Origin of the sequence: Pseudomonas sp. LLC-1, assembly GCF_002992185.1 — a bacterium.
Taxonomy (GTDB): Bacteria; Pseudomonadota; Gammaproteobacteria; order Pseudomonadales; family Pseudomonadaceae; genus Aquipseudomonas; species Aquipseudomonas monteilii.
The window spans coordinates 52,227-76,013 of sequence record NZ_LUVY01000020.1; the positions used below are offsets into that span (position 1 = coordinate 52,227).

18 protein-coding genes are annotated in these 23,787 nt (G+C 64.4%); 9 read left to right on the forward strand and 9 right to left on the reverse strand.

The window, feature by feature from the left end; genetic code table 11:
* Positions 1–60 precede the first annotated feature (60 nt).
* The 7 genes from A0O30_RS22465 to A0O30_RS22495 all read right to left on the reverse strand — a co-directional run bounded on the left by A0O30_RS22465 (position 61) and on the right by A0O30_RS22495 (position 10,298).
* Positions 61–654 carry a hypothetical protein gene (locus A0O30_RS22465; protein ID WP_105948076.1) on the reverse strand — a complete coding sequence of 198 codons (594 nt, stop codon included), beginning with the start codon at positions 652–654 and terminating at the stop codon, positions 61–63.
* A 92-nt stretch (positions 655–746) separates the two neighbouring features.
* The gene (locus A0O30_RS22470; protein WP_019098699.1) at positions 747–1,880 is read right to left on the reverse strand and encodes an HlyD family secretion protein; all 1,134 of its coding nucleotides are present in this window, start codon (positions 1,878–1,880) and stop codon (positions 747–749) included.
* Complete coding sequence (locus A0O30_RS22475) at positions 1,877–3,526, reverse strand: MFS transporter (RefSeq protein ID WP_105948077.1); 1,650 nt, start codon at positions 3,524–3,526, stop codon at positions 1,877–1,879. The genes A0O30_RS22470 and A0O30_RS22475 overlap by 4 nt, the downstream gene beginning before the upstream one ends.
* Positions 3,527–3,705: 179 nt before the next feature.
* Entirely contained in the window at positions 3,706–6,123 is a 2,418-nt protein-coding gene (locus A0O30_RS22480) for a TonB-dependent receptor (RefSeq protein WP_105948078.1), read from the reverse strand.
* Between the two features lie 101 nt (positions 6,124–6,224).
* Positions 6,225–7,190, reverse strand: a complete 966-nt coding sequence (locus tag A0O30_RS22485; protein ID WP_105948079.1) for a FecR domain-containing protein — start codon at positions 7,188–7,190, stop codon at positions 6,225–6,227.
* Entirely contained in the window at positions 7,190–7,696 is a 507-nt protein-coding gene (locus tag A0O30_RS22490) for a sigma-70 family RNA polymerase sigma factor (RefSeq protein ID WP_105948080.1), read from the reverse strand. The genes A0O30_RS22485 and A0O30_RS22490 overlap by 1 nt, the downstream gene beginning before the upstream one ends.
* Before the next feature lie 85 nt (positions 7,697–7,781).
* The gene (locus A0O30_RS22495) at positions 7,782–10,298 is read right to left on the reverse strand and encodes an excinuclease ABC subunit UvrA (protein ID WP_105948081.1); all 2,517 of its coding nucleotides are present in this window, start codon (positions 10,296–10,298) and stop codon (positions 7,782–7,784) included.
* A 146-nt stretch (positions 10,299–10,444) separates the two neighbouring features.
* On the opposite strand from A0O30_RS22495, the gene A0O30_RS22500 reads away from it, so the two are divergent.
* From A0O30_RS22500 to A0O30_RS22520, 5 genes are all read left to right on the forward strand, one after another.
* Entirely contained in the window at positions 10,445–11,311 is an 867-nt protein-coding gene (locus tag A0O30_RS22500; protein ID WP_105948082.1) for an RHS repeat-associated core domain-containing protein, read from the forward strand.
* Positions 11,312–11,436: 125 nt separating this feature from the next.
* Positions 11,437–12,612, forward strand: coding sequence for a M20 aminoacylase family protein (locus tag A0O30_RS22505; RefSeq protein WP_105948083.1), 1,176 nt, complete (start codon positions 11,437–11,439; stop codon positions 12,610–12,612).
* A gap of 82 nt (positions 12,613–12,694) precedes the next feature.
* Positions 12,695–14,005: a citrate-proton symporter gene (locus A0O30_RS22510; RefSeq protein WP_060499324.1), complete on the forward strand. Its 1,311-nt coding sequence runs from the start codon at positions 12,695–12,697 to the stop codon at positions 14,003–14,005.
* Positions 14,002–15,459 (forward strand): amidase, encoded by a 1,458-nt coding sequence (locus A0O30_RS22515; protein ID WP_105948084.1) that lies wholly within the window; start codon positions 14,002–14,004, stop codon positions 15,457–15,459. Before A0O30_RS22510 ends, A0O30_RS22515 begins: the two co-directional genes overlap by 4 nt.
* A 65-nt stretch (positions 15,460–15,524) precedes the next feature.
* Complete coding sequence (locus tag A0O30_RS22520) at positions 15,525–16,298, forward strand: IclR family transcriptional regulator (RefSeq protein ID WP_105948085.1); 774 nt, start codon at positions 15,525–15,527, stop codon at positions 16,296–16,298.
* A 50-nt stretch (positions 16,299–16,348) separates the two neighbouring features.
* Here A0O30_RS22520 and A0O30_RS22525 read toward each other — a convergent pair whose 3' ends face one another.
* Positions 16,349–17,260, reverse strand: coding sequence for a LysR substrate-binding domain-containing protein (locus A0O30_RS22525; protein ID WP_105948086.1), 912 nt, complete (start codon positions 17,258–17,260; stop codon positions 16,349–16,351).
* A 16-nt stretch (positions 17,261–17,276) separates the two neighbouring features.
* Positions 17,277–17,933, reverse strand: coding sequence for an HAD family phosphatase (locus A0O30_RS22530; RefSeq protein WP_105948087.1), 657 nt, complete (start codon positions 17,931–17,933; stop codon positions 17,277–17,279).
* Positions 17,934–18,024: 91 nt separating this feature from the next.
* Between A0O30_RS22530 and lexA the strand changes: the two genes are divergently transcribed.
* From lexA to A0O30_RS22550, 4 genes are read left to right on the forward strand one after another with little or no spacing between them, the layout of a single operon-like run.
* Positions 18,025–18,642 carry a transcriptional repressor LexA gene (lexA, locus tag A0O30_RS22535; protein ID WP_105948088.1) on the forward strand — a complete coding sequence of 206 codons (618 nt, stop codon included), beginning with the start codon at positions 18,025–18,027 and terminating at the stop codon, positions 18,640–18,642.
* Positions 18,642–19,262 carry a translesion DNA synthesis-associated protein ImuA gene (imuA, locus tag A0O30_RS22540; RefSeq protein WP_105948089.1) on the forward strand — a complete coding sequence of 207 codons (621 nt, stop codon included), beginning with the start codon at positions 18,642–18,644 and terminating at the stop codon, positions 19,260–19,262. The genes lexA and imuA overlap by 1 nt, the downstream gene beginning before the upstream one ends.
* 6 nt (positions 19,263–19,268) lie before the next feature.
* The gene (locus A0O30_RS22545; protein WP_105948090.1) at positions 19,269–20,687 is read left to right on the forward strand and encodes a DNA polymerase Y family protein; all 1,419 of its coding nucleotides are present in this window, start codon (positions 19,269–19,271) and stop codon (positions 20,685–20,687) included.
* Entirely contained in the window at positions 20,684–23,764 is a 3,081-nt protein-coding gene (locus A0O30_RS22550; protein ID WP_105948091.1) for an error-prone DNA polymerase, read from the forward strand. The genes A0O30_RS22545 and A0O30_RS22550 overlap by 4 nt, the downstream gene beginning before the upstream one ends.
* Positions 23,765–23,787: the final 23 nt, after the last annotated feature.

Sequence of the window (23,787 nt, forward strand, 5' to 3'; positions counted from 1 at the left end):
GGCGACATGAATGTGTCTGTGGCAGACAAGCCAGTGCTGCAGGGCAAACCCGGTAAGCCACTACCTGTCCCGCAGTTGCCATCCTTGATGGGTCAGCACCATGGCCCGGGTATCTTTGAGCGGCGCATCATGACTGGCCACTGCCTTGCCCAGTTCGGCAATGCTGGCCTTGACCTGTTCATCACTGGCCCATGCCGGTAGCCCGGTAATCGTGTAGGCATAGGTCACATTGGATGTCTTCTGTCCCCCCGCGTCGCTTGGCGCGCTGAACTGTTCGATCGCTGTTACCTGCGCCTTGCCAAAGCACAGGCCGTGGTCCGCCTTGTAATACTTGCGGCCTTCGTCGGTAAGCGCGTAGGCATAGTAGATGTCCGTACGTGCCGGTTGCCACAGACGGGCAGGCACTTCGGTGCGCGAGATTTCCTTCTCACTGACCACGCCCACCTTGGCCAAGGCATGCAGCGCCTTGTTGGTGCCGTGCAGGTCGAAGTCCTGGGTCTTGGTGGGGAATGAGCTGATGACGAAGCAGTGTGGATACTGGGTGTCGAGGTAGGCCTGGGCGGCTTTCCTGAAACCGGCCTCGGGGGTGTCACTGCTGTCGGAGCAACCTGTCAGGGTTGCCAGCAGCGCCAGCGGCATGATCTTCCTGTACATGGTGAAACTTCCTTGAATGGCGAAGATAAAACCGATGGCTGAAGATTAGAACCCACGGGTTAGAGCGGCGCAATCGTGGCAAGACGGCATCGCTATGGCTCACCTCGGGTATCGATACTGACGACCACCGACATGCCAGGGCGCAGTCGCCTGGCGTCGTCCTGGCCGGCATCCACAGTAATGCGCACCGGAATTCGCTGGGCAATCTTGACGAAGTTGCCGGTGGCATTGTCCGCCTGCAGCAGGGCGAACTCCGAGCCGGTGGCTGGCGATATCTGCTGTACATGCCCTTGCAACTTCAGGTGGTTCAGGGCATCCACGGTGAACGTCACCGGCTGGCCGATGCGTACATTGGCCATCTGGGTTTCCTTCATGTTGGCGATGACCCACAAGGTGTCGGGTACCAGCGCCATCAACTGCGCGCCAGAATTCACATAAGCCCCCAGGCGTGTGCCGATCTGCCCCAGCTGGCCGTCGCGCGGGGCGGTGACGCGGGTATTGTCGAGGTCGATGCGCGCCAGTTCCACGGCCGCCTTGGCATTCTCCACCGATGCTTCCAGCGCGGCCCGGTTGACCACCACCGTTTCACGGTCCTGGCGGGCGATTTCCAGCGCTGCCTTGGCCTGGGCCAGGCTGGCGACCGCTGCCGCTTCGCTGGCACGGGCCAGGTCCAGGTCGCGCCGCGACACCGAGCCGTCGTTGACCAGCGCCTGGTTGCGGCTCAGGTCGGCTTTGGCCTTGATCGCCTGGGCCATCGCATCGCCGATGGCCGCCTGGCGCTGGGCGATGGTGGCTTCGGCACTGTTGCGCTGCTGCAGGTTGTTGGCCAGGGCTGCCTGTTGTTGCTGGAGTTGGGCGATGGCCTGGGCCAGGCGCTGTTTGTAGATGCGGTCGTCCAGTTGCACCAAGAGGTCACCGGCCTTGACGAACTGGAAGTCGTGCACCGGCACGTCGACAATGTAGCCACTCAGTTGTGGGCCGATGATGGTCACCTGGCCGCGTACCAGCGCATTTTCGGTACTTTCGATGGCGCTGCCGAACGGTGGCAGGCGCCAGGCATACAGCACCAGCAGGATGCCGGCCAGGGCCACGCAGGCGAAACTGATTGACGAGAGGATGCGTACCCGCCGCGAACGTACCGGGCTGGTCGGCTCGCTGGGTGGTGTGGCACCTTCCGGGGTTTCGGCGATGGCGGTGGTGGTCGTGGTGCGGGTGTCGTCGGTCATCGGTTGGGCGCGCCGGGGGTGGAGTCGGTGAGGGTGGCCTGGCGTTTTGCGTACCAGAGCCAGGTACTACGGATGCAGATCCAGACCATTGTCAGGATAGCGATACTGCCAATCAGCACGAACACGTCGTTGTAGGCCATGATGTTCGCCTCGCGGGTGGCGGCGCTGGCCAGCAGGCGCATGCCGGCTTCGCTACGCAGGGCCGGGTCGGCGATGATGCCGCCGTAACCGCTGCCGCCACTCTGCACACGCGCATTGACCAAGGGTTCGAGGTAGCTGAGGCGGTCCATGAGGTGGCTGGAATGGAATTTTTCCCGCCAGGTCTGGAAGGTGCCCAGCAGCGCAGCGCCAATCAGGCCGCCGAGGTTGTTGCAGATGCCGAACAGTACCGAAAAGCTCACCAGGTTGCGTGGGTTGGCGCGCACATGGCTGATGCCCAAGGCCATCGACGGGCCGAGAAAGAACGTGCTGCCAAAGGCCAGCAGAAACTGGCTGAAGTACATTTGTGCCGGGCGCGTGAGGTTGCTGGAGCTGCTGTCCATGAAGGCGCCGGCAGCCATGGCCAGCAACGAGACGAACAGCGGAATCACCAGGTGGTTGGGGTTGATGGTGAGGGCGCTGCTGGCCAGGCCTGCCACGGCACCCAGCAGCATGATCCAGTACAGCGTGCGCATTTGCTCGCTGCCCATGTTCAGCGCCTGCAAAAAGCCGACTGCGCCCGTGGACTGTTCGGACGTGACCATGCGGATCAACACCACGCACAGCGCCAGGCGAATGACTGCACCGCTGCCCAGCCAATGGGTCATCAACAACGGGTTCTGCCGGTTGTGCTCGATGGCCAGGCCGCTGAAGAGCAGGCCGATCGAGGCCGCCAGCGCCACGCCGATCCACGGCGCCTCCAGCCACCAGTCGATGCGCCCCAGCGACAGCACGGCGCAAAGCAGGGCTGTGCCACTGGCGATCAGGGTGAAGGTGAGGAAGTCCAGGGGCTCGAAGGTCTTGAAGCGGTCACCGGGTGGCAACTTGAGCATCAACACGCAACCCAGCGCGGCCAGCGCCAGGCCCAGCTCGAACAGGTACAGGCCACGCCATTCGGCGATTTGCAGCAGGTCTTCGGAAAAGATGCGTGCCAGCGGCAGCGCCAGCTGCGAGGCGCCCAGGCCCAGCACCATTGCCTTGAGCCGCCATTGCGCCGGGAACGCCTGGATCATGTAATACAGCCCCAGCGAGCTGAGCGCGGCACCGACCATGCCGTGGGCCGCGCGTACCGCGATGGCCGAGTTGAGGTCGTTGACCAGCAGGTGGGCGAAGGTGACCAGGGCGTACAGCACCAGGAACACCTCGGTGAAGGCACGCAGGCCGAATTGTTGGCGAAACTTCACCAGCAGCAGGTTGATGGACACGTTGGTCATGACGTAGGCGGCAGGCAGCCAGGCCATTTCTGCCGTGGTCGCGCCCAAGGCGCCTTGCAGGAACACCAGGTTGGCGGTGACCAACGCATTGCCAAGGCCACCGGTGATTGCGACCAGCAGGCCGACCACGCCGTAGGCCAGGCGCCTGGCTGGCGAATGCAAGGGCGTGGAGGGGGAGCCTGGCAGGCTGGGTTTTTCGTGGGGGAGCCACTGGCGTGGGGCGTACTTGTCCATGGGCAGACTGTACTTGAGCGGCGGTGGCAAAGAAAACAATTGTGCCTGTGCCGGCCTCTTTGCGGGTAAACCCGCTCCTACAGGGATTGCACCAACCTTGAGGCTGGCGCTGTACCTGTAGGAGCGGGTTTACCCGCGAAAGGGCCGGCACAGGCTATAACAGCTGCTAGCCTCCAGACTCAGAAATCAACACTGGCCGACAAGCGCAATACCCGCGGTGTGCCTTGGGTCAGGTAATTGTTCGATGTCGACGCTGAAGCCCAGTACGCCTTGTTCGCCACATTCTCCACATTGGCGCGCAATGTCACCTGCTTGTCATCGACCTTGAAGCGATAACGCCCGCCCAGGTCTACCCGGGTCCAGGCCGGAATGCTCAGGCTGTTAGCCGCGTTTACATACTGGCCCCCCGTGCGCAGCAACCGGGCGCTCAGCGCAGCCCCCTCCAGGCCAGGCACGTCCCAGTCGGCACCCAGGTTGAACTGGAAGCGCGGTACACCGGCAGCGCGGTTGCCGTCGTTGCTGCCATAAGCGGTATTCTTCTGTTCGGTGTGCATGAACACCGCGCCGGTCAGCAGGCGCAGGCCGTCCACCGGTTCACCGAACACATTCAGCTCCACCCCTTTGTTGACCTGTTCGCCGTCCATGCTGAAGGTGTCCTGCTGCGCCCCGGGTACGCGGTAGGTGACGCTGTTGGGCTGCTCGATACGGTACACACCCAAGGTGGCGCCGAAGCTGTTCCAGTCCAGTTTCACCCCGGCCTCGACCTGCTTGCTGCGCTTGGGCGGGAACACTTCGTTGGCATTGGTGACGCTGGAAGGGGCGGTCGGGCCCTGGGCCAGGCCCTCGATGCGGTTGGCATAGAACGACACATGCTCCCAAGGCTTGATCACCAGCCCATACACCGGGGTAGTGATGGACTCGTCGTAAGGCGTGTTGCGCGCACCGGTGGCGGTCGCCCAGCTATCAACGCTGATCGACTGCCGGCGCACGCCAACGGTCAGCAGCACACGGTCATCAAGAAAATCCAGCGTGTCGGACAGCGCGACACTCTTGTTGCGGTTTTTACCGACAATACGCGGGTCATGCAGGTCGCTGCCGAAGTAGGTATCGGTCGGGCGCGGTACCTTCACCGGGTTGTACAGGTTGCTGTCGTAGCGCTTGGCCGCCGCCAGCGCTTCATAGGCGGAACGTTGCTCGCCCCACATACCCGACAGGCCAAAATTGACCCGGTGGCTGACCGGGCCGGTGGCAAAACGGCCGTTGAGCCCGGCGACGGCGCTCTTGTTGTCCTCGTCGTGAGGGGAATAGAGGAAGCCGCCGCGCGCGGTGCCATTGGCGTCGCTGACATACAGCGAGGAGTACTCGCCATTTTCGCGGGTGTGCTTGGCGCCAGCACCGGCGTACAGCATCCAGTTGTCGTTCAGGTCGTACTCGGCGTTGACCATGCCGTAGGTATCTTCGAGCTGTGACCAGCTCCAGTCCTGCGAGTAGTTGTCACGCGCCGATGGGGCGTGGGGCACTTTGCTGCCGGTGGGGTAGATCACCGCGCGGCCCTGATTGATGCGCTCTTTCTGGTAACCCAGGTCGGTGGACAGGCGCAGGCGTTCGCCTCGGTAGTCCAGCGCCACGGCAACCAGGGTGGAATGCTGGACCTCGTCGTCGACGCCGGTGCCACCGTCATGCTGGGCCAGGTTGACGCGTGCGCCGAAGCGGTTGTCTTCACCAAAGCGCTTGCCCAGGTCCAGGTGGCCACCGATGTTGTCGCCTGTGGCGTAGTCGAGGGTGACATGGCGCGTCGGGGTGTCTTCGGCGCGCTTGGGCACCAGGTTGATTGCACCCCCGATGCCGCTGCCTTGTGGCGCGACCCCATTGAGAAAGGCGCTGGACCCTTTGAACACCTCGACCCGTTCGAGCGCCTCGGTGGTCACGATCTGCCGTGGCAGCACGCCGTACAGGCCGTTGTAGCTGATGTCGTCGGTGTTCAGCGGCAAGCCGCGTATGGTGAACACTTGCGAGAAATTGCCGAACCCCGCCGACTGGCGCACCGCCGCGTCATTGAGCAACACATCACCCAGGGTGCGGGCTTGCTGGTCGGCGATGGTCTCGGCGGTGTAGCTGGTGACGCTGAACGGCACGTCGCTGATTGCCTGGTCGCCGAGCACGCCCAGCTTCGCGCTGCGGGCCACCTGGCCGCCTTGCCAGGTGTCGCTGCTGGCGGCCAGGTCGCTGTTGATGGTGGTCGCGCCCAGTTCCAGGGCATTGCCCAGGTCGACCGTGGGGGCCAAGGTATAGCCGCCGCTGTCGGTGGTTATCAGGCTGTAGCCACTGCCGGCCAGCAGACGGGCGAAGCCTTCCGGGATGCTGTAGCTGCCTTCGAGGCCTTGGCTTTGCACGCCCTTGAGCAAAGCCGGGTCGAACGACAACGGCACCCCGGCGCTGGCGGCGAAGCGCGCCAGTACATCGGCCAGCGGGCCGGCCGCCAGGTGATAGGTGCGCGGGGTGGCGTCGGTTGCCATTGCCACAGGGGCTGTGGCGGCCATGGCGATGGCAAGGCCTAGGGCCTTGAAAGGCAAGCGGTACGGCTGGCGGGGCGTCATGCGAAGGTCCTGTGGATGCAGAAGATGAAGGTTCTGCACTCATCACCGGACGAAGCAGGAAAAGGTATCACTGAAATGTTCGCAACCCTGCCGGGATCGTGTCAGCTCAACGGTTCCACGGTCACCCAGAAGCGGGACAGGCCCTGGAGGGTGACGGGCAGGGTGTCGCTCAGCAGCCGCAGGCTGGCATCGGTGTCTGTCAGCGGGAAGGCGCCCGATACCTTCAACTCGCGCACTGCCGGGTGGCAGCGCAGCACACCGGGGCGGTAGCGGCCCAGCTCCCGCAGCAAATCGGCCAGGCGCATGTCGCGCGCCAGGAGCATGCCGTGCTCCCAGGCCAGGTCGCCGATCTCCAGCGGCGAGGCAGGGAGCGCGCGTTCGGCATCGAAAGCGCTGCGCTCGCCAGCCTTGAGCAGCAGCCCGCCGGTGGCGTACAGGGGGCGGGTTTCGACTGCGCCTTCAAGCACGGCCACCCGTGTCAGCGCGCCATCGATTCGCACACTGAAACGTGTGCCCAGCGCAGTTGCCAGACCTTGCCGGGTGCGCACCAGCAGGGGCCGCGCTGGGGTGGCACGGTCCTTGGCGCTGGTAATCAGAATTTCGCCTGCCAGCAGGTCGATGCGGCGCTGCTGGGCGTTAAAGGTAATGTCAATGGCGGTGTCGGTGTTCAGCAGCACCTGGCTGCCATCTGCAAGTGTCAACGAGCGTTGCTCACCCACCGCTGTGCGTGCATCGGCAGCCCATTGCTGCCACGGCGTTTCGCGCCAGGCCAGCCAGGCTGCTGGTGCGGCCAGCAGCCACAACCCCAGGCGCTGCAAGGCCTGGCGGCGGCTGACGGCACCGTTGCGGCTAAGCCGGCGCAAGGTTTCGCCGGTCACTGGCGTGGGCAGGCGGCGGAAGTCGCCCAGAATGGCCTCGGCCCGCTGCCAGGCCTGGGCGTGCTGGGCGCTGCGCTGGCACCAGGCCTGCACCGCACGGTGGTCGTCTTCGGTGGCGGTGCCCGACTGCAACTGCACCAGCCAGTCGGCCGCCTCGCCGAGAATCAGCGGGTCGATGCGCTGCTCCATCAGTCGATGCTCAGGCAGGCGAGAAAAGCGGTGCGCATGTCGCGCTTGATGGTAATCAGCGATACCTGCAGGTGTTCGGCGATTTCTGCGTAGGTCAGCCCGTCCAGCTGCGACAGCAGGAACACCTGGCGCACCCGGGCTGGCATGTCGCGCAGCATGGCATCGACGCGGTACAGGGTTTCGAGGATCAGCCAGCGTGTTTCCGGTGAGGGCACTTCGGGCTGCGGCAAGTGGGCGATGGCCTCCAGATAAGCACGCTCGACATCCTGGCGGCGCCAGCGGTCGACCACCAGGCCCTTGGCGATGTGGGTAAGCAACGCCCGGGGTTCACTGCCGAAGTAGCTGCTGCCCTGGCGGCTCAGCAGGCGCACGAAGGTGTCATGCGCCAGGTCGGCTGCATCGCAGGCATTTCCCAGTTTGCGCCCTAGCCAACCCTGCAGCCAGCCGTGGTGCTCGGTGTACAGCGTCTGGACCTGCAGGTTGAGGGTAGGGTCGGCGGGCGGCATGGCAGGCGCGAGGTTCCGGGAGAGGGGTGTAATTAAGAATTGATCGCATTCTAAGCCTCTGCCTGGAACCTGGCAATGCGCGCTTTTACAAGGCCTTGGCCAAAAACGCCGCTGTGCGGCTTGCCGCACACCCAGCCACCACCTGCGGCGTGCCACTGACCACCACCTTCCCCCCGGCATCGCCGGCACCCGGCCCGATATCGATCACCCAGTCGCTTTGCGCTACCACACGCATGTCATGTTCGACTACCACCACGCTGTGCCCGCCGTCGACCAGGCGGTTCAGTTGCACCAGCAACCGGTCGATGTCTTGCGGGTGCAAGCCGTTGGTGGGCTCGTCCAGCACATACAGCGTTGCCCCGCGGGCCGTGCGTTGCAGCTCGGTCGCCAGTTTGATCCGTTGCGCTTCACCACCGGACAGTTCGGTAGCCGGTTGGCCCAGGCGAAGGTAGCCTAGGCCGATGTCCTGCAACACTTGCAGGCAACGCCGCGCCGGTGGCTGTTCGGCAAAGACCTGCAGGGCCTGCTCGACAGTCAGCTGCAGCACTTGGGCAATGTTCATGCCTTGCCAGCTTACCGCCAGGGTTTCAGGGTTGTAGCGGTCGCCATGGCAGGTGGGGCAGGGGGCGTAGACACTGGGCATGAACAGCAGCTCAACGCTGACGAAGCCTTCGCCTTCGCAATTGGCGCAGCGCCCCTTGGCAACGTTGAAGGAAAAGCGCCCTGCGTCGAAGCCCTGTGCCTTGGCCTGCTCAGTGGCCGCGAACAGCTTGCGCACGTGGTCGAACAGGCCGGTGTAGGTGGCCAGGTTGGAGCGAGGCGTGCGGCCGATCGGCTTCTGGTCGACCTGTACCAGGCGCTTGATGCTGTCCAGGCCAGCGCTGACATGCCCACTGCCGGTCTGCTCAGGTGCGTCCTCCAGGCTTGGCTCTTCGGGCTCGCTGCGTTGCTCGGCATGGCCCAGGTGCGCACCGACCAGCTCCAGCAGGGCCTGGCTGACCAGGCTGGACTTGCCCGAGCCGGAAATACCCGTAACGGCGGTAAAGCAGCCCAGCGGGAAGGCGGCGCTGAGGTTGTTGAGGTTGTTGCGGGTAATGCCTTCAAGCGTGAGCCAGTCTCGGGCCTGGCGTGGCGTATGTGTGGCCCGGGACTGGGCGTTGAACAGGTAGGCGCGGGTGCATGATGGCTCGATCTCGGCCAGGCCTGCGGGCGGCCCGCTGTAGAGGATGGTGCCACCATGCTCGCCGGCAGCCGGCCCTACATCCACCAGCCAGTCGGCGCGGCGCATGGTGTCCAGGTCGTGCTCCACCACATACACCGAGTTGCCCGCGTGCTTCAGGCGTTGCAGGGCGTCGAACAACGCTTCGCTGTCGGCCGGGTGCAAGCCGGCCGAGGGCTCGTCGAGCACGTAGATCACACCGAACAGCTGTGAGTTGAGCTGGGTGGCCAGGCGCAAGCGTTGCAGCTCACCCGAAGACAAGGTGGGGGTGCTGCGCTCCAGGGCCAGGTAACCGAGGCCAAGGTCGAGCAGCGTGTCGATGCGCTCCAGCAATTCCTTGGCGATGCGTTGTGCCGCCAGGCGCTTTTCCAGGGTCAGGTCGTCTTGCGGGTGCGCCAGATAGTCAGCTGCCGCCACTTTGCCGAACACCTCAGCCAGCGCCTGCAGCGACAAGTGCGACAGTTCGGCGATATCCAGGCCGGCGAAGGTCACGCCCAGCGCCTCGCGCTTCAATCGCTTACCCTGGCACAGCGGGCAAGGGCTGGGGCGCATGTACTGGGCCACGCGTTTACGCATCTGTGCGCTCTGCGAGTGCATGAAGGTATGCAGCACGTAACGCCGGGCACCCATGAACGTGCCTTGGTAGCTAGGCTCCAGCTTGCGCTTGAGTGCGGCGCGGGTCTGCGCGGGCGTCAGGCCGGCATACACCGGTGCGGTGGGCGTTTCTTCGGTGAACAGGATCCAGTCGCGTTGCGCCTGGGGCAAGTCGCGCCAAGGGATATCGACGTCATAGCCCAGCGTTACCAGAATGTCGCGCTGGTTCTGCCCCTGCCAGGCCATCGGCCACGCGGCCACCGCGCGTTCGCGAATGGTCAGTGACGGGTCGGGGACCATGGTCGCTTCGGTCACCTCGAAGACCCGGCCCATGCCATGGCACTCCGGGCACGCGCCCTGGGGCGTGTTTGGCGAAAAGTCTTCGGCATACAGCATCGCTTGCCCGGCCGGGTAGTGGCCGGCGCGTGAGTAGAGCATGCGGATCGAGCTGGACAAGGTGGTCACGCTGCCCACCGAGGAGCGCGCACTGGGTGTGCCACGTTGCTGCTGCAGGGCCACGGCTGGAGGCAGGCCTTCGATCGCATCTACGTCTGGCACGCCAACCTGGTCGATCAGGCGCCGGGCATAGGGCGCCACGGATTCGAAATAGCGGCGCTGGGCTTCGGCATAGAGCGTGGAAAAAGCCAGTGAGGACTTGCCCGAACCGGACACACCAGTGAACACCACCAAGGCATCACGGGGTATATCGACATCGATGTTCTTCAGGTTGTGCTCGCGGGCACCACGGACTCGAACAAAACCCATTAGCGAGGTAGGGCGTTGATGCATGTGGTGATCCTTCATCGTTCGTGGCATTGACGTTAGGGTACCAAGAGCCGTGGGGTAATGGTTCCTTTAATGAGACCTGAGAGTTTTTGCGCTTTGGGTATGCGAATACAGTGGCCTCGCGAATTAATGAAAACTCGGAGGTAAAAATGCACCGCTCGCTAACAGAAACTGCGGGTCGCCAGAACTTGACCCACACGAGAATAAAGAGCGCTGAGCGCGTTTATTCACCTTACGGCTTTGGCAGGCCACAGGCCGACAGTGTGTTGGGTTTTGCCGGATACCTCAGCGCGTTGAATGGCGATGGCTATTTTTTGGGCAATGGCGTGCGCATGTACAACACCCAGTTGATGCGGTTTCATAGCCCGGATAGTTTCAGCCCATTTGGCCGTGGAGGGATCAATGCTTATGCCTATTGCGAGGGCGACCCCGTGAACCAGATAGACCCGGATGGCCATTCGGCGGTTTCTGTAGTAGGCAAAGCTCTCTGGGCTGCCGCGTGGGGCGCGGATACGGTGACATCGGTGGATGCGGCAGCAAAAAGAATTCTCCACCGGTCGATCCAGAAAATGAAAGGGCGGCGTGTGCCCCCGATGAATGGAAATAGATGCCGAGGGAACGAGGCATTGATTAACGTCGGAACGACGGTTGCTATGGGCGGGTATAATTTACCGGATTTGGTCATGGAATCGTTGACGACGTTGGGCCCGTTCAAGGAGAACCTAATTAACGGGTTTACGGGATTCGGCGCTGTGGCGGCTACCGTGGGCAAGGCAACAAGGGCATTTCGTAAGGTCAAGCAAACTAATGCGTTGGCCAAAAAACACAATTTTTCGCGGCCGAAGCTTTTGTGGGAAGCTGTAAAAGAGGCGTACGGATGGAACCTGCTGCGTGGTAACGAGTCGGCTATCCTCGAACCACGGGACAGAACGATAGTGTTGCAAATTGATGAATATAGGGTTCCAACGGGAAATTACATCAGGAAAGGCAAACTGAATTTCGGTTCCACCGTGTGAAACCAATTTGGATTGTGCTTCCAGTCTCCTCGCGTTTAGCTGTGGTCAGACACGACCTGCCTCCCCCGTCGTGACCTCAAGGCGAACAACAAGAACGGGAAACCACCCGCGCGAGGAGACTCTACATGTCCCGACATCAGCACATCCTGGCCTGGCTTGACGATGTGGCCAGCGAGCTGCACGCGATCCGTCACGATATCCACGCTCACCCGGAACTGGGTTTTGAAGAAAACCGCACGTCGGCACTGGTCGCCCGGTTGCTTGAGGCGTGGGGCTATGAGGTGCACACCGGCATCGGCAAGACTGGCGTGGTCGGCGTGCTACGCAATGGCAGCAGCCCACGTCGTCTGGGCCTGCGCGCCGACATGGACGCGCTGCCCATCCACGAGGCCACGGGCGCGACGTACAGCAGCCAGCACCAGGGTTGCATGCACGCCTGCGGCCATGACGGTCACACCACCATGCTGCTCGGCGCCGCGCGTTACCTGGCGGCGACCCGGCAGTTCGACGGCACGCTGACGCTGATCTTCCAGCCGGCCGAGGAGGGCCAGGGCGGCGCCGAGGCGATGCTGGCCGACGGCTTGCTGGAGCGCTTCCCTTGCGATGCACTGTTCGGCATGCACAACATGCCGGGCCTGCCAGCCGGGCACCTGGGCTTTCGCGAGGGCCCGATGATGGCCTCGCAAGACTTGCTGACGGTGACCCTCGACGGGGTTGGCGGCCATGGTTCGATGCCGCACCTGACCGTCGACCCGCTGGTGGCGGCAGCCAGTGTGGTAATGGCGCTGCAAACCGTGGTGGCGCGCAATATCGATGCGCAGGAGGCGGCAGTTGTCACGGTGGGTGCGCTGCAGGCCGGCGAAGCGGCCAACGTGATCCCGCAGCAGGCGCTGCTGCGCCTTAGCCTGCGTGCGCTGAACGCCGAGGTGCGGGCACAGACCCTGGAACGGGTGCGGGCGATCATCGTCAGCCAGGCCGAAAGCTTTGGCTGCAGTGCCAGCATCGAACACCGTCCGGCTTACCCGGTGCTGGTCAACCATGGCGCAGAGAACGCCTTCGCCACGCAGGTCGGGGTGGAACTGCTGGGTGCCGAGGCGGTGGATGCCAACACCCGCAAGCTGATGGGCAGCGAAGACTTCGCCTGGATGCTGCAACGCTGCCCGGGCGCCTACCTGTTCATCGGCAATGGGGTATCGCGGCCGATGGTGCACAACCCGGCCTACGACTTCAACGACGACATCCTGCTGACCGGCGCCGCCTACTGGGGCGCGCTGGCAGAGCGCTGGCTCGCGCCCGCCTGACCTTCCCATTTACGACTGCCGCTGGAACCCGGGTGCGACCGCGCCCGGGTGATCACCCAATCATTGTGTGGAGTGTTCCCCTATGCAGACTTCGAGCACTGGCGTGTCGCGTACCCGGCAGGTGGTCGCTGCCGTTATCGGCAATGCCCTGGAGTGGTATGACTTTATCGTGTATGGCTTTCTGGCCAGCATCATTGCCCGGCAGTTTTTCCCGTCCGACGATGAGTACGCCTCGCTGCTGATGGCCCTGGCCACCTTCGGCGTCGGCTTTTTCATGCGCCCGGTGGGGGGTGTGCTGCTGGGCATGTATTCCGATCGCAAGGGCCGCAAGGCGGCCATGCAGATGATCATCCGGCTGATGACCGTGTCGATCGCCATGATCGCTTTTGCCCCCGATTACCTGGCCATAGGCATGGCCGCGCCGATGCTGATCGTGGTGGCGCGCATGCTGCAGGGCTTTGCTACCGGTGGCGAATACGCCAGCGCGACAGCGTTTCTGGTAGAAAGCGCGCCTGCCCACCGCAAGGGGCTGTATGGCTCGTGGCAACTGGTGGGGCAATGCCTGGCGGTGTTTTCCGGGGCGGCGATGGTCGCCCTGGTGACGCACCTGTGTTCGCCTGAGGCACTGGACAGCTGGGGGTGGCGCATTCCGTTCGTGCTCGGCCTGCTGATCGGCCCGGTGGGGCTGTGGATTCGCAAGCACATGGAAGAGCCCGAAGAGTTCGTCGAAGCGCGCCGCCAGGCCAAGGGCCAATCGCCCAGCCTGTGGCAGGTGTTGCGTGAGCACCGGCGCAGCCTGCTGGTGTCGATGGGCCTGGCCTGTGGCGCGACGGTGTCGTTCTACGTGGTGCTGGTGAACATGCCGACCTTCGCCCACAAGAACCTCGGGCTGCCGCTGGACCAGGTGCTGCTGGTGCAGATGCTGGCCGTGGGGCTGATGACCGTGGTGATTCCGTTGTCTGGCGCGCTGTCTGACCGGCTGGGGAGGCGCCCGGTGTTGATGGCCTTCACCTTGGCGTTCTTCGTGATGGTCTACCCGCTTTATGTCTGGGTGGCCGCCGCGCCGTCCGTGGAACGCCTGCTGATCATGCAACTGCTGCTGTGCACCGCCATCGGCGGCTTCTTCGGCCCGGCACCCACTGCCTTGGCCGAGCAGTTCCCGGTCGAGGTGCGCTCCACCGGGGTGTCGGTGGCCTATAACGTGGCAGTGATGGTGTTCGGCGGCTTTGCCCCGTTGATCGTGACCTGGCTGAGCAAGGTGCTCGGCACCCCGGTGGCGCCTTCGTTCTATGTGCTGTTCGCCTGCCTGCTGACGCTGCTGGGTACCTACTGCCTGAAAGAAGCACCTCGGTTGGCCAAGCCTGCCGCCTTCAACCTTGGAGTAAAACCGTGAAGCCGCTAGCCATCGACCCCATCGTAGCCCTCGATGCCGAGGCATTGTCCCAAGCCATCCATGCCCGTCAGGTGTCGTGTCGGGACGTGATGCAGGCCTATCTGCTGCACATCGAACGCTGCAACCCTGTAGTCAATGCGCTGGTGTCGCTGCGCCCGGCCGAAGCGCTGCTGGCCGAGGCTGATGAGCGTGACCGTGAACTGGCCCGCGGCCATTCACGAGGCTGGATGCATGGCATGCCGCAGGCGATCAAGGACCTGGCAGCCACTGCCGGGCTGCGCACCACCCTTGGCTCCCCCTTGTTTGCCGAACAGGTACCCGAGCAGGACGCGATCAGTGTTGCGCGGGTGCGGGCGAGCGGGGCGCTGATCGTGGGCAAGAGCAACGTGCCCGAGTTCGGCCTCGGCTCGCAAACCTACAACACCCTGTTCGGTACCACCACCAATGCCTACGACCCGCAGCGTGTGGCCGGTGGCAGCAGTGGCGGGGCGGCAGCGGCGCTGGCCATGCGCCTGCTGCCGGTCGCCGACGGGAGCGACATGATGGGCTCGCTGCGCAACCCGGCGGCGTTCAACAATGTGTTCGGCCTGCGCCCCTCACAGGGCCGAGTGCCCCATGGACCTGCGCCCGAACTGTTCGTGCAGCAGCTGGCCACCGAGGGGCCCATGGGCCGCAGCGTGGTTGACGTGGCGCGGTTGCTGTCGGTACAGGCTGGTGTCGACGCACGGGCACCCCTGTCGCTGAGCGAAGGTCGGCGGGATTTTGCCGCCGGTTTGCAGCATGATTTCCGGGGCGTGCGGGTCGGCTGGCTGGGGGATTACAACGGCTACCTGCCCATGGATGACGGGGTGATGAGCCTGTGCGAGTCGGCGCTGGCCGACTTTGCCGAACTGGGTTGCCGGGTGGAGGCTTGCCAGCCGGGGTTCGACCTCGCGCGTTTGTGGCAATGCTGGCTGACCCATCGCCACTTCCTGGTGCACGGCAATCTCGCCGCGGCCTACGCCGACCCGAACAAGCGCGCACTGCTCAAGCCTGAAGCACAATGGGAAGTGGAAGGGGGCTTGCAACTGAGTGCGGCAGCGCTGTACCAGGCTTCGCTGGACCGCAGCGACTGGTACCGTGCATTGGCCCATCTGTTCGAACGTTACGATTTCCTGCTGCTGCCATCGGCCCAGGTGTTCCCTTTCGATGCACGCCAGCCATGGCCGACGGTGGTTGGGGGGCGGGTGATGGACACCTACCACCGCTGGATGGAGGTGGTGATCGGACCGACCCTGGCCGGCTTGCCGAGCATCAGCATACCGGTCGGGTTCAGTGCTGCCGGGTTGCCCATGGGCCTGCAAATCATAGGCCCGGCCCAGGCTGACCATGCCGTGTTGCAGTTGGCGTATGCCCATGAACAGCTCACCCGGTGGGTGGAGCGTTGCCCACCCCATTGCCTGCAGGCGTCATGAAAGCAGCGGGCAGGCGCGGATCTTGCTGGCTATGCTGACCATCCCGCAACAAGGAGGTCAAACCCATGGGCATCACGGCAGACAGTGGCGGCGTGCGTTCCGTGGAACGGGCGTTGGCCATTGTCGACCTGTTGGGCGAACACCAGGCACTGGGCCTGGAAGAACTGCATTACCTGACGGCGCTGCCCAAGGCCACCGTATCGCGCATGCTCGCCACCTTGCAGGAGCAAGGCTGGGTGTACCGTGGCCTGAGCGACCGGCGCTACCGGCTGTGCGCGCGTCGCCTGTTCGGCGACCGCCAGTTGCGTTTCAAGCGACGTCTGGTGGAAAGTGCTGCGCCCATGCTGCTGGAACTGAGCGAGCGCACCGGGCTGGTAGCAGACCTGTCGTGCTTCGACGGCGAACGGCTGGAGGTGATGGAAAGTGCCATCCCCCAAGTATTGCGCAAGCGCTATCCGCACACCTGCCAGATTGTTGGGCATCATGCCAGCCTGTTCCATTCGGCGATGGGGCGGGCCTGCCTGGGTGAGCTGGCGGAGGACGAAGTGCAGCGCCTGGCGGCACACGAGCGGCTGGGTGATGACACGGTGCTGCGCAATATCGAGGAAGACGCACACAAGGGCTTTGGCCAGCGGACTGAAGGGCACTGGGAGTATCCGGTGCGGTTGCCGTTCCTGATTCGCGCCATCGCCTTGCCGGTGCATGCCGACGGGCGCCTTGCCGGGAGCATTGCCTTGCACTGGCCACTGGACCAGGCGCCGGTCGAGCGGGTGTTGAACCTGCACCTGAACAGCCTGGCGACTACCGTGGGCGAGGTGCAGCGGGCATTGTCGGTTTGAGGTTTCGGCGTTGGTGCCGTGGCAGCAAGGTCGGCATGCCGCACACTGGCTTACCGCTCCAGGCTGTACATCCGGCACTCCGCCAGCAACGCCAGCAGGTTCGGCTCCCGCTCCCGGGCTTTCAGAAACACCACACCGATATGCTGCTGCAAGCGATATTGCGGCTTCAAGGCAATCAACCGGACGCGGTTCTCGTATACCGCAGCGATGCGCCCGGGCAGCAGGGCAAAGCCCACCCCCGAGCTGACCATGCTCAGCAATGTGAAGATATCGTTCACCTGCATGGCCACCTTCGGTTCAAAGCCGGCCTGCTGGAACACCCGTGCGCCATCGCGGTGGGTGGCGAAGCCCTGGGTCAGGGTAATGAACGTGGAGTCGGCCAGGTCTGCCAGGTCCACTTCGGCTTGCTCGGCGAAAGGCGAGTCGGTGGGGACCGCGAGGAAGATATCGTCGGAGAACAGCGGCAACTGCTCGCAGGCCGGGTCGCTGACGCTTTCATCAAGGGAGACCAGAATGGCCTCCAGTTCGTGGTTCTTCAGGCGCTGCAGCAAGTCGATGTTGGAGCCCAGGGTGAGGTCGATGTTCAGTTCGCTGCGGCGCAGTTTCAGGCCCATGACCAGCTTGGGCACGGTCTTCACGGTTAGCGAATAGAGCGCGCCCAGGCGGAAGCGCTCAGCATAGAAGCCGGCGGCCTCACGGGTCTGGCGCACCATCTGCTCAGCGTCCTGGATCAGCTGTCGGGCCTTCTTTTCCAGCACGTAAGCACTTTCCAGCGGGATCAGCTGGCGGCCTTCATGCTTGAACAACGGGCAGCGCAGGGCGCTTTCCAGTGAGTGGATGGCGCGATGCACACTGACCGCACTGGTGGACAGCTCGCCCGCGGCGCGGCCGAGGTTGCCGGTGCGCATGAAGGCGAGGAAGGTTTCCAGCTTTTTGAGGGTGAGTTCTTCGTCGATCAGCATGGGCGGCCTTGGGCGGTCATTGCATGGATTCGATCAATGCCCACAACGCCGGGTCATCGAAGTCATTCACAACCAGCCTGGCCCCCGCCGCCAGCAACCGCTCTGGCGTTTGCGTCGTGGCCACGCCTACGGTGAAGATGCCTGCACCACTGGCCGCGGCCACGCCTGGTAATGAGTCCTCGAAGGCCAGCGCTTGCGCGGCTTCGGCGCCCAGCCGCTGCAACCCGGTGAGGTAGGGCAGCGGGTCTGGCTTGGGCCGCGCCAGTTCCTCGGCCACCAACACATGCGCGAAGCGCTGGCCAAGGCCCATGGCATTCAACATGTGCTCGGCATTCAGCCGTGGTGCGTTGGTGACCACGCACATGCCGATGCTGCGCGCCTGGGCATGTGCCAGCAAGCGCAGCAGGCCCGGCATTGGTTCAATGGACGGCGACATGTCGCGGAACAATGCTTCCTTGCGGTCGGCCAGCGCCTTGCACTGTTCGGCGCTGGCGTCGCGGAACAGCTCGGCGAACAGCTCGCCGTTGGCGCGGCCGCTGACCTGGGCATCGAACTGCGCCTGGCTAAGCTCGCGGCCATCGTGCTCACGCAGCAGCTGGCGAAAGGCTTGCAGGTGCAGGGTATCGGTGTCGGTGAGGGTTCCGTCGAGGTCGAACAGCAGGGCGGTCAGCATGAGATATCCAGATCAAAAAACACAAGCCAGGGGATCATAACCAAAGCTGGCGACAAAGGGGGCTGTTCAGCGTGCCCCGAAAAGAGTACAAATGTGCTCCATGAACAATCTAACCCCCAAACGCCGCGCCATTTTCGAATTCATTCGTGAGCGCATTGCCGACCATGGCCAGCCGCCAAGCCTGGCCGATATCGCCACGCGCTTCGGTTTTGCCTCGCGCAGCGTCGCGCGCAAGCACATCACTGCCCTGTGCCAGGCCGGCTACATCGATGTCACGCCGAACCAGGCGCGGGGCATCCGCCTGGCTGAACCGTTGCGCCGGCCCGAAATCCTCGAAGTACCGGTGCTGGGCCAGGTGGCAGCAGGTGCCCCCATCGGCCCGGACCTGGGCATCCACGAACAATTGCTGCTCGACCCCAGCCTGTTCCGCCGTACACCGGATTACCTGCTGAAGGTGCGTGGCGACTCGATGATCGACGACGGTATTTTCGACGGTGATCTGGTCGGCATTCTTCAGCAGGCGGACGCCCGCGATGGCCAGATCGTGGTTGCGCGCCTGGACGGTGAAGTCACCATCAAGCGCCTGCAACGCAAAGGCAGCCACTATCGGCTGTTGCCGCGCAACCCGGCCTACGCGCCCATCGATGTGAAGCCTGAGCAGGAGTTCTTCATCGAAGGCGTGTTCTGCGGCCTGCTGAGGCGTGACTGATGGGCGCGGTGGTCGACCTCGACAGGCTGCTCGACCAGCGCCGGGTATGGCGCGGGCGGCAGGCCCAGGCGCGGCCACTCGGGTTGCAGCCCACCGGCCATACGGCCCTTGACGAGCGCTTGCCGGAAGGTGGCTGGCCAGCGGCCGCACTGAGCGAGCTGTTGCTGGCCAGCCCCGGTTGTGGCGAATTGCAGTTGCTGTGGCCAACCCTCGCCCGGCTAAGCGCTGACGCCAGCCGCGTGGTGCTGGTGGCACCGCCGTTCATTCCGTATGCACCGGCCTGGCAGGCGGCAGGGGTGGACCTGCGCTGGCTGGTACAGGTGGATGCCGACCCCGCCGATGCCCTGTGGGCCGCCGAACAGTGCCTGCGCTCGGGCAGTTGTGCGGCAGTGCTATGCTGGCCGGAACGTGCCGATGACCGCGCCCTGAGGCGCTTGCAGGTGGCCGCCGAAACCGGTCAGGCACTGGCATTCGCCTGCAGGCCGCAGCAGGCGGCGCACAACCCTTCACCTGCAGCACTGCGCATTGCCGTTGACACGCGCCCGGCGCAATGGCGTGTGCTGAAGAGCCGTGGCGGCATGCCGCCAGCGCTGCCCATCGCCTGCCCGGGCCGGGGCTGATGCACCATGCTCTGGGCCTGCATCCTGCTGCCGCAGCTGGCGCTGGACACCGTCCTGCGTGAGCGTGACGACCCTGATACGCCTCTGGTGCTTGTTGGCGGGCCTACCCAGCGGCGTGTGGTGCAGGCGGTCAACCCGGCGGCCGCTGCACTTGGCTTGCGGGCCGGGCAAACCCTGACCGCAGCGCGTGCCCTGGCGGATGGTTTCACCTGTGTCGAAAGCGACCCCAGGCGCATCGAGCAGGTGCAGCAGTTGCTGGCGGCCTGGGCCTACCGTTTCAGTGCCCAAGTCAGCGTGCATTACCCTCGGGCGCTGTTGTTGGAAGTAGGCTCCAGCCTGCAACTGTTCGGCCCGTGGCCCTTGTTCGAGGCGCGTCTGCGCCAGGAACTGGCAGACCTGGGCTTGCGCCAACGCATCGTCCTGGCCAGCAACCCGGTGGCGGCACGCATGCTCGCCAATGGCCACGACGGTTTGGCGGTGAGCGATGCCGATGCAACTCGCGCAGCGTTGCTGGCCATGCCCATCACGCGAATCGGCTTGCCGGCAGAGGCTGCCGAAGCCTTTGCCCGCATGGGCTTGCGTCAACTGGGCCAGGTACTGGCCTTGCCGCGCGATACCTTGGCCAGGCGCTTTCCGGCCCAGGTACAGCTGCACCTCGACCAGTTGCTCGGCCTGCGCAACCTGGGGCTGGACTTCTACCAGCCACCGGACCGTTTCGAAACCCGGCTGGAGCTGAATTTCGACGTTGAATCACACCAGGCGCTGCTGTTCCCGCTGCGGCGCATGCTCAACGACCTGGCTGCATTTCTCGCCGGGCGCGACTGTGGCGTACAGCGCTTTTGCCTGCATCTGGAGCATGCCGAAGGGCCGGATACCCTGCTCAAGGTGGGCCTGCTGGCGGCTGAGCGCGATGCTGCGATGCTGTTCGAACTGGCCCGTGGGCGCCTGGAGCCACTGCGTATACCGGCACCGGTGCGCAACCTGCGGTTGGTCGCCGAAGACCTGCCGCCCTTCGTGCCGCAGCATCAGCCGTTGTTCGACCCGCGTGCTCAACAGGCGCAGCCCTGGGCGCAATTGCGTGAGCGGCTGCGCGCCCGCCTGGGTGATGAGGCCGTCAAGGGGCTGAGCGCGGCTGCAGATCACCGCCCTGAATGCGCCTGGCAACTGGCAGAGCAGGGCGCACAAGGCAACATGCCGGTTGCCCCGGGCAGCCGCCCAGGTTGGCTACTGCCTGCACCGATGGCGCTGGATGATGCCGGCTATCGGTTGCAGGGCCATGCCGAACGCATCGAATCGGGCTGGTGGGATGGCGGCGATGTGCGCCGCGACTACTACCGCATCGAAACCCGTGAGGGCCTGCGTGGCTGGGCCTACCGCGACCTGGGCCAGGCCGGCCCGCTGTGGTTGCAGGGCTGGTTTGCATGAGCACGTCGGGTTATGCCGAGCTGCATTGCTTGTCCAACTTCAGCTTCCAGCGCGGTGCATCGAGTGCCGAGGAACTGTTCCGCCGCGCAGCTGAACAGGGTTATCAGGCGTTGGCGATCACGGACGAATGTACCCTGGCCGGTATCGTGCGCGCCTGGCAGGCCGCCAAGGCGCATGGGTTGCGGCTGATCGTCGGCAGCGAGGTGCAGTTGCACGACGGCCCCAAGCTGGTGCTGCTGGTCGAAAACCTGGCCGGCTACCAGAACCTGTGCGCACTGATCACCCGTGCCCGTCGGCGGGCAGAAAAGGGTGAATACCAGCTTTTTCGTGACGACCTGCAGCTGCACGGTCAGGGCCTGCTGGCCTTGTGGGTGGTCGATGACAGTGACAATACGGCCACCGGCGAGTGGCTGCGCAGTGTGTTCGATGAGCGCCTGTGGCTGGCGGTGCACCTGCACCGGGGCCACGACGATGCCATGCGCCTGCAACGCCTGCGGGCACTGGCGGCCGATGTGGGGATCCGCGCCGTAGCCTGTGGCGACGTGCACATGCATGTGCGCGGCCGCCGTGCCTTGCAGGACTGCATGGCTGCCATCCGCCAGCATTGCCAGGTGGCCGAAGCCGGGCGCTTTCTGTTTGCCAATGGCGAGCGGCACTTGCGTAGCCTGGCGCAACTGGGCGAGCTGTACCCGTTCGACCTGTTGGCCGAAACCCTGGCCATTGCCCAACGCTGCCAATTCGACCTCAGCGAGTTGAAGTACCAGTACCCGCGCGAACTGGTGCCCCAGGGCCACACCCCGGCAAGCTGGTTGCACGCGCTGTGCGAGCAGGGCCTGCCGTTGCGCTGGCCGCAGGGGCCCAGTGACAAGGTGCGTGATGTGCTGGCCAAGGAACTGGCGCTGATCGGAGCACTGGGTTACGAGAGCTACTTCCTGACCGTACACGACATCGTCGCCTTCGCCCGCAGCCAGCGCATCTTGTGCCAAGGGCGTGGCTCTGCTGCCAACTCGGTGGTGTGTTTCGTGCTGGGCATTACCGAGCTCGACCCCATGGAGCACCACCTGTTGTTCGAGCGTTTCCTGTCGCGCGAGCGCAACGAGCCACCCGATATCGACGTGGACTTCGAGCACGACCGGCGCGAAGAAGTGATTCAGTATGTGTTTCGCCGCTATGGCCGGCACCGTGCCGCGCTGACTGCGGTGGTCAACACTTACCATGCAGCAGGTGCGGTGCGGGATGTGGCGCGGGTGCTGGGTTTGCCAATGGATCAGGTGGATGCCCTGGCCAAATGCTGTGGCCGCTGGAGCGACCGCATACCCGACGACCAGCGACTGGCAGAAGCCGGCTTCGAGGCCGGCAGCCCTTCGTTGCGCCGGGTGCTGGTGCTGGCGGGTGAGCTGATCGGCTTCCCTCGGCACCTGTCGCAGCACCCGGGTGGTTTCGTCATTTCCCAGCAGCCGCTCGACCAGCTGGTGCCGGTGGAGAATGCGGCAATGGCGGAGCGCACGGTGATCCAGTGGGACAAGGACGACCTGGACATGGTCGGTTTGCTCAAGGTCGACGTGCTGGCGCTGGGTATGCTCAGTGCCTTGCGCCGTTGCTTCGACCTGCTGCAACACCACCGTGGCCGGCAGCTGACCCTGGCGACCATCCCCAGCGAATGCCCGGCCACCTACGCGATGATCAGCCGCGCTGAGACCATGGGCGTGTTCCAGATCGAGTCGCGTGCGCAGATGGCCATGCTGCCTCGGCTGCGCCCCCGAACGTTCTATGATCTGGTCATCGAAGTGGCCATTGTCCGCCCCGGGCCGATCCAGGGTGACATGGTGCACCCCTACTTGCGCCGGCGCTTGAAGCAGGAGCCCGTGACCTACCCGTCGCCGCAGCTCAAGGCAGTCTTCGCACGGACCTTGGGCGTGCCGTTGTTTCAGGAGCAGGTGATGGAACTGGCCATGGTCGCAGCCGACTACACGCCGGGCGAGGCCGACCAGCTACGCCGCAGTATGGCGGCCTGGAAACGCCACGGCGGCCTGGAGCCGCACCGCGAGCGGCTGGTGCAAGGCATGCTGCGCAATGGTTACGAACTGGCATTCGCCGAGCGTATCTTCGAGCAGATCAAGGGCTTTGGCAGCTATGGTTTCCCGGAGTCGCACGCGGCCAGTTTTGCCTTGCTGTGTTATGCCAGCAGCTGGCTGAAGTGCCATGAGCCGGCAATCTTCACCTGCGCGCTGGTCAACAGCTGGCCCATGGGCTTCTACAGCCCGGACCAGTTGCTGCAGGAGGCGCGCCGCCAAGGTATCGAGGTGCGGCCCGTCGACGTTTGCCACAGCGACTGGGACTGCACCCTCGAACCTGATGCTCAAGGTGCGTTGGCCATTCGCATGGGTTTGCGGCTGGTGCGTGGCCTGGCCGAAACCGATGCCAGGCGCGTGCAGCAGGCGAGGGCGCAACGGCCGTGGCGCGACGTCGAAGACCTTTGCCTGCGTGCTGGCCTCGACCAACGCGCCCGTGCCCGTCTGGCTGATGGCGGGGCATTGCGTACCTTGGCCAGCGACCGCCATCAGGCACGCTGGCAGGTGGCGGCGGTGCAGCCGCAGCTGCCCTTGTTCGCAGAGGTGGAAGCGGTGCCTGAAGCCGCAGTTGATTTGCCTGTGCCAAGCGTGGGTGAGGACCTGATGGCCGATTACCAAACCTTGGGCACCACGCTCGGGCCGCATCCGCTGGCGTTGTTACGTTCACGCCTGAGGGCGTTGGGGTGTCGCAGTTCGAGTGAGCTGCAAGGTGTTGCACATGGCGACACGATTGCCGTAGCCGGGCTGGTAGTCGGCCGCCAGCGGCCGCAGACTGCCAGTGGGGTCACCTTCGTCACACTGGAGGATGAGCACGGGATGGTCAACGTGGTCGTGTGGCGGGAGCTTGCCGAGCGGCAACGGCGGGCGCTGGTGGGGTCGCAGCTACTGAAGGTCAGTGGGCGGCTCGAGCAGGAGGAGGGCGTGAGGCACCTGATTGCGCGGCGGCTGGAGGATGTTAGCCCATTGTTGCAAGGGCTGGATGTGCGCAGCCGCGACTTCCATTAAATGATTGGGGCTGCAAAGCAGCC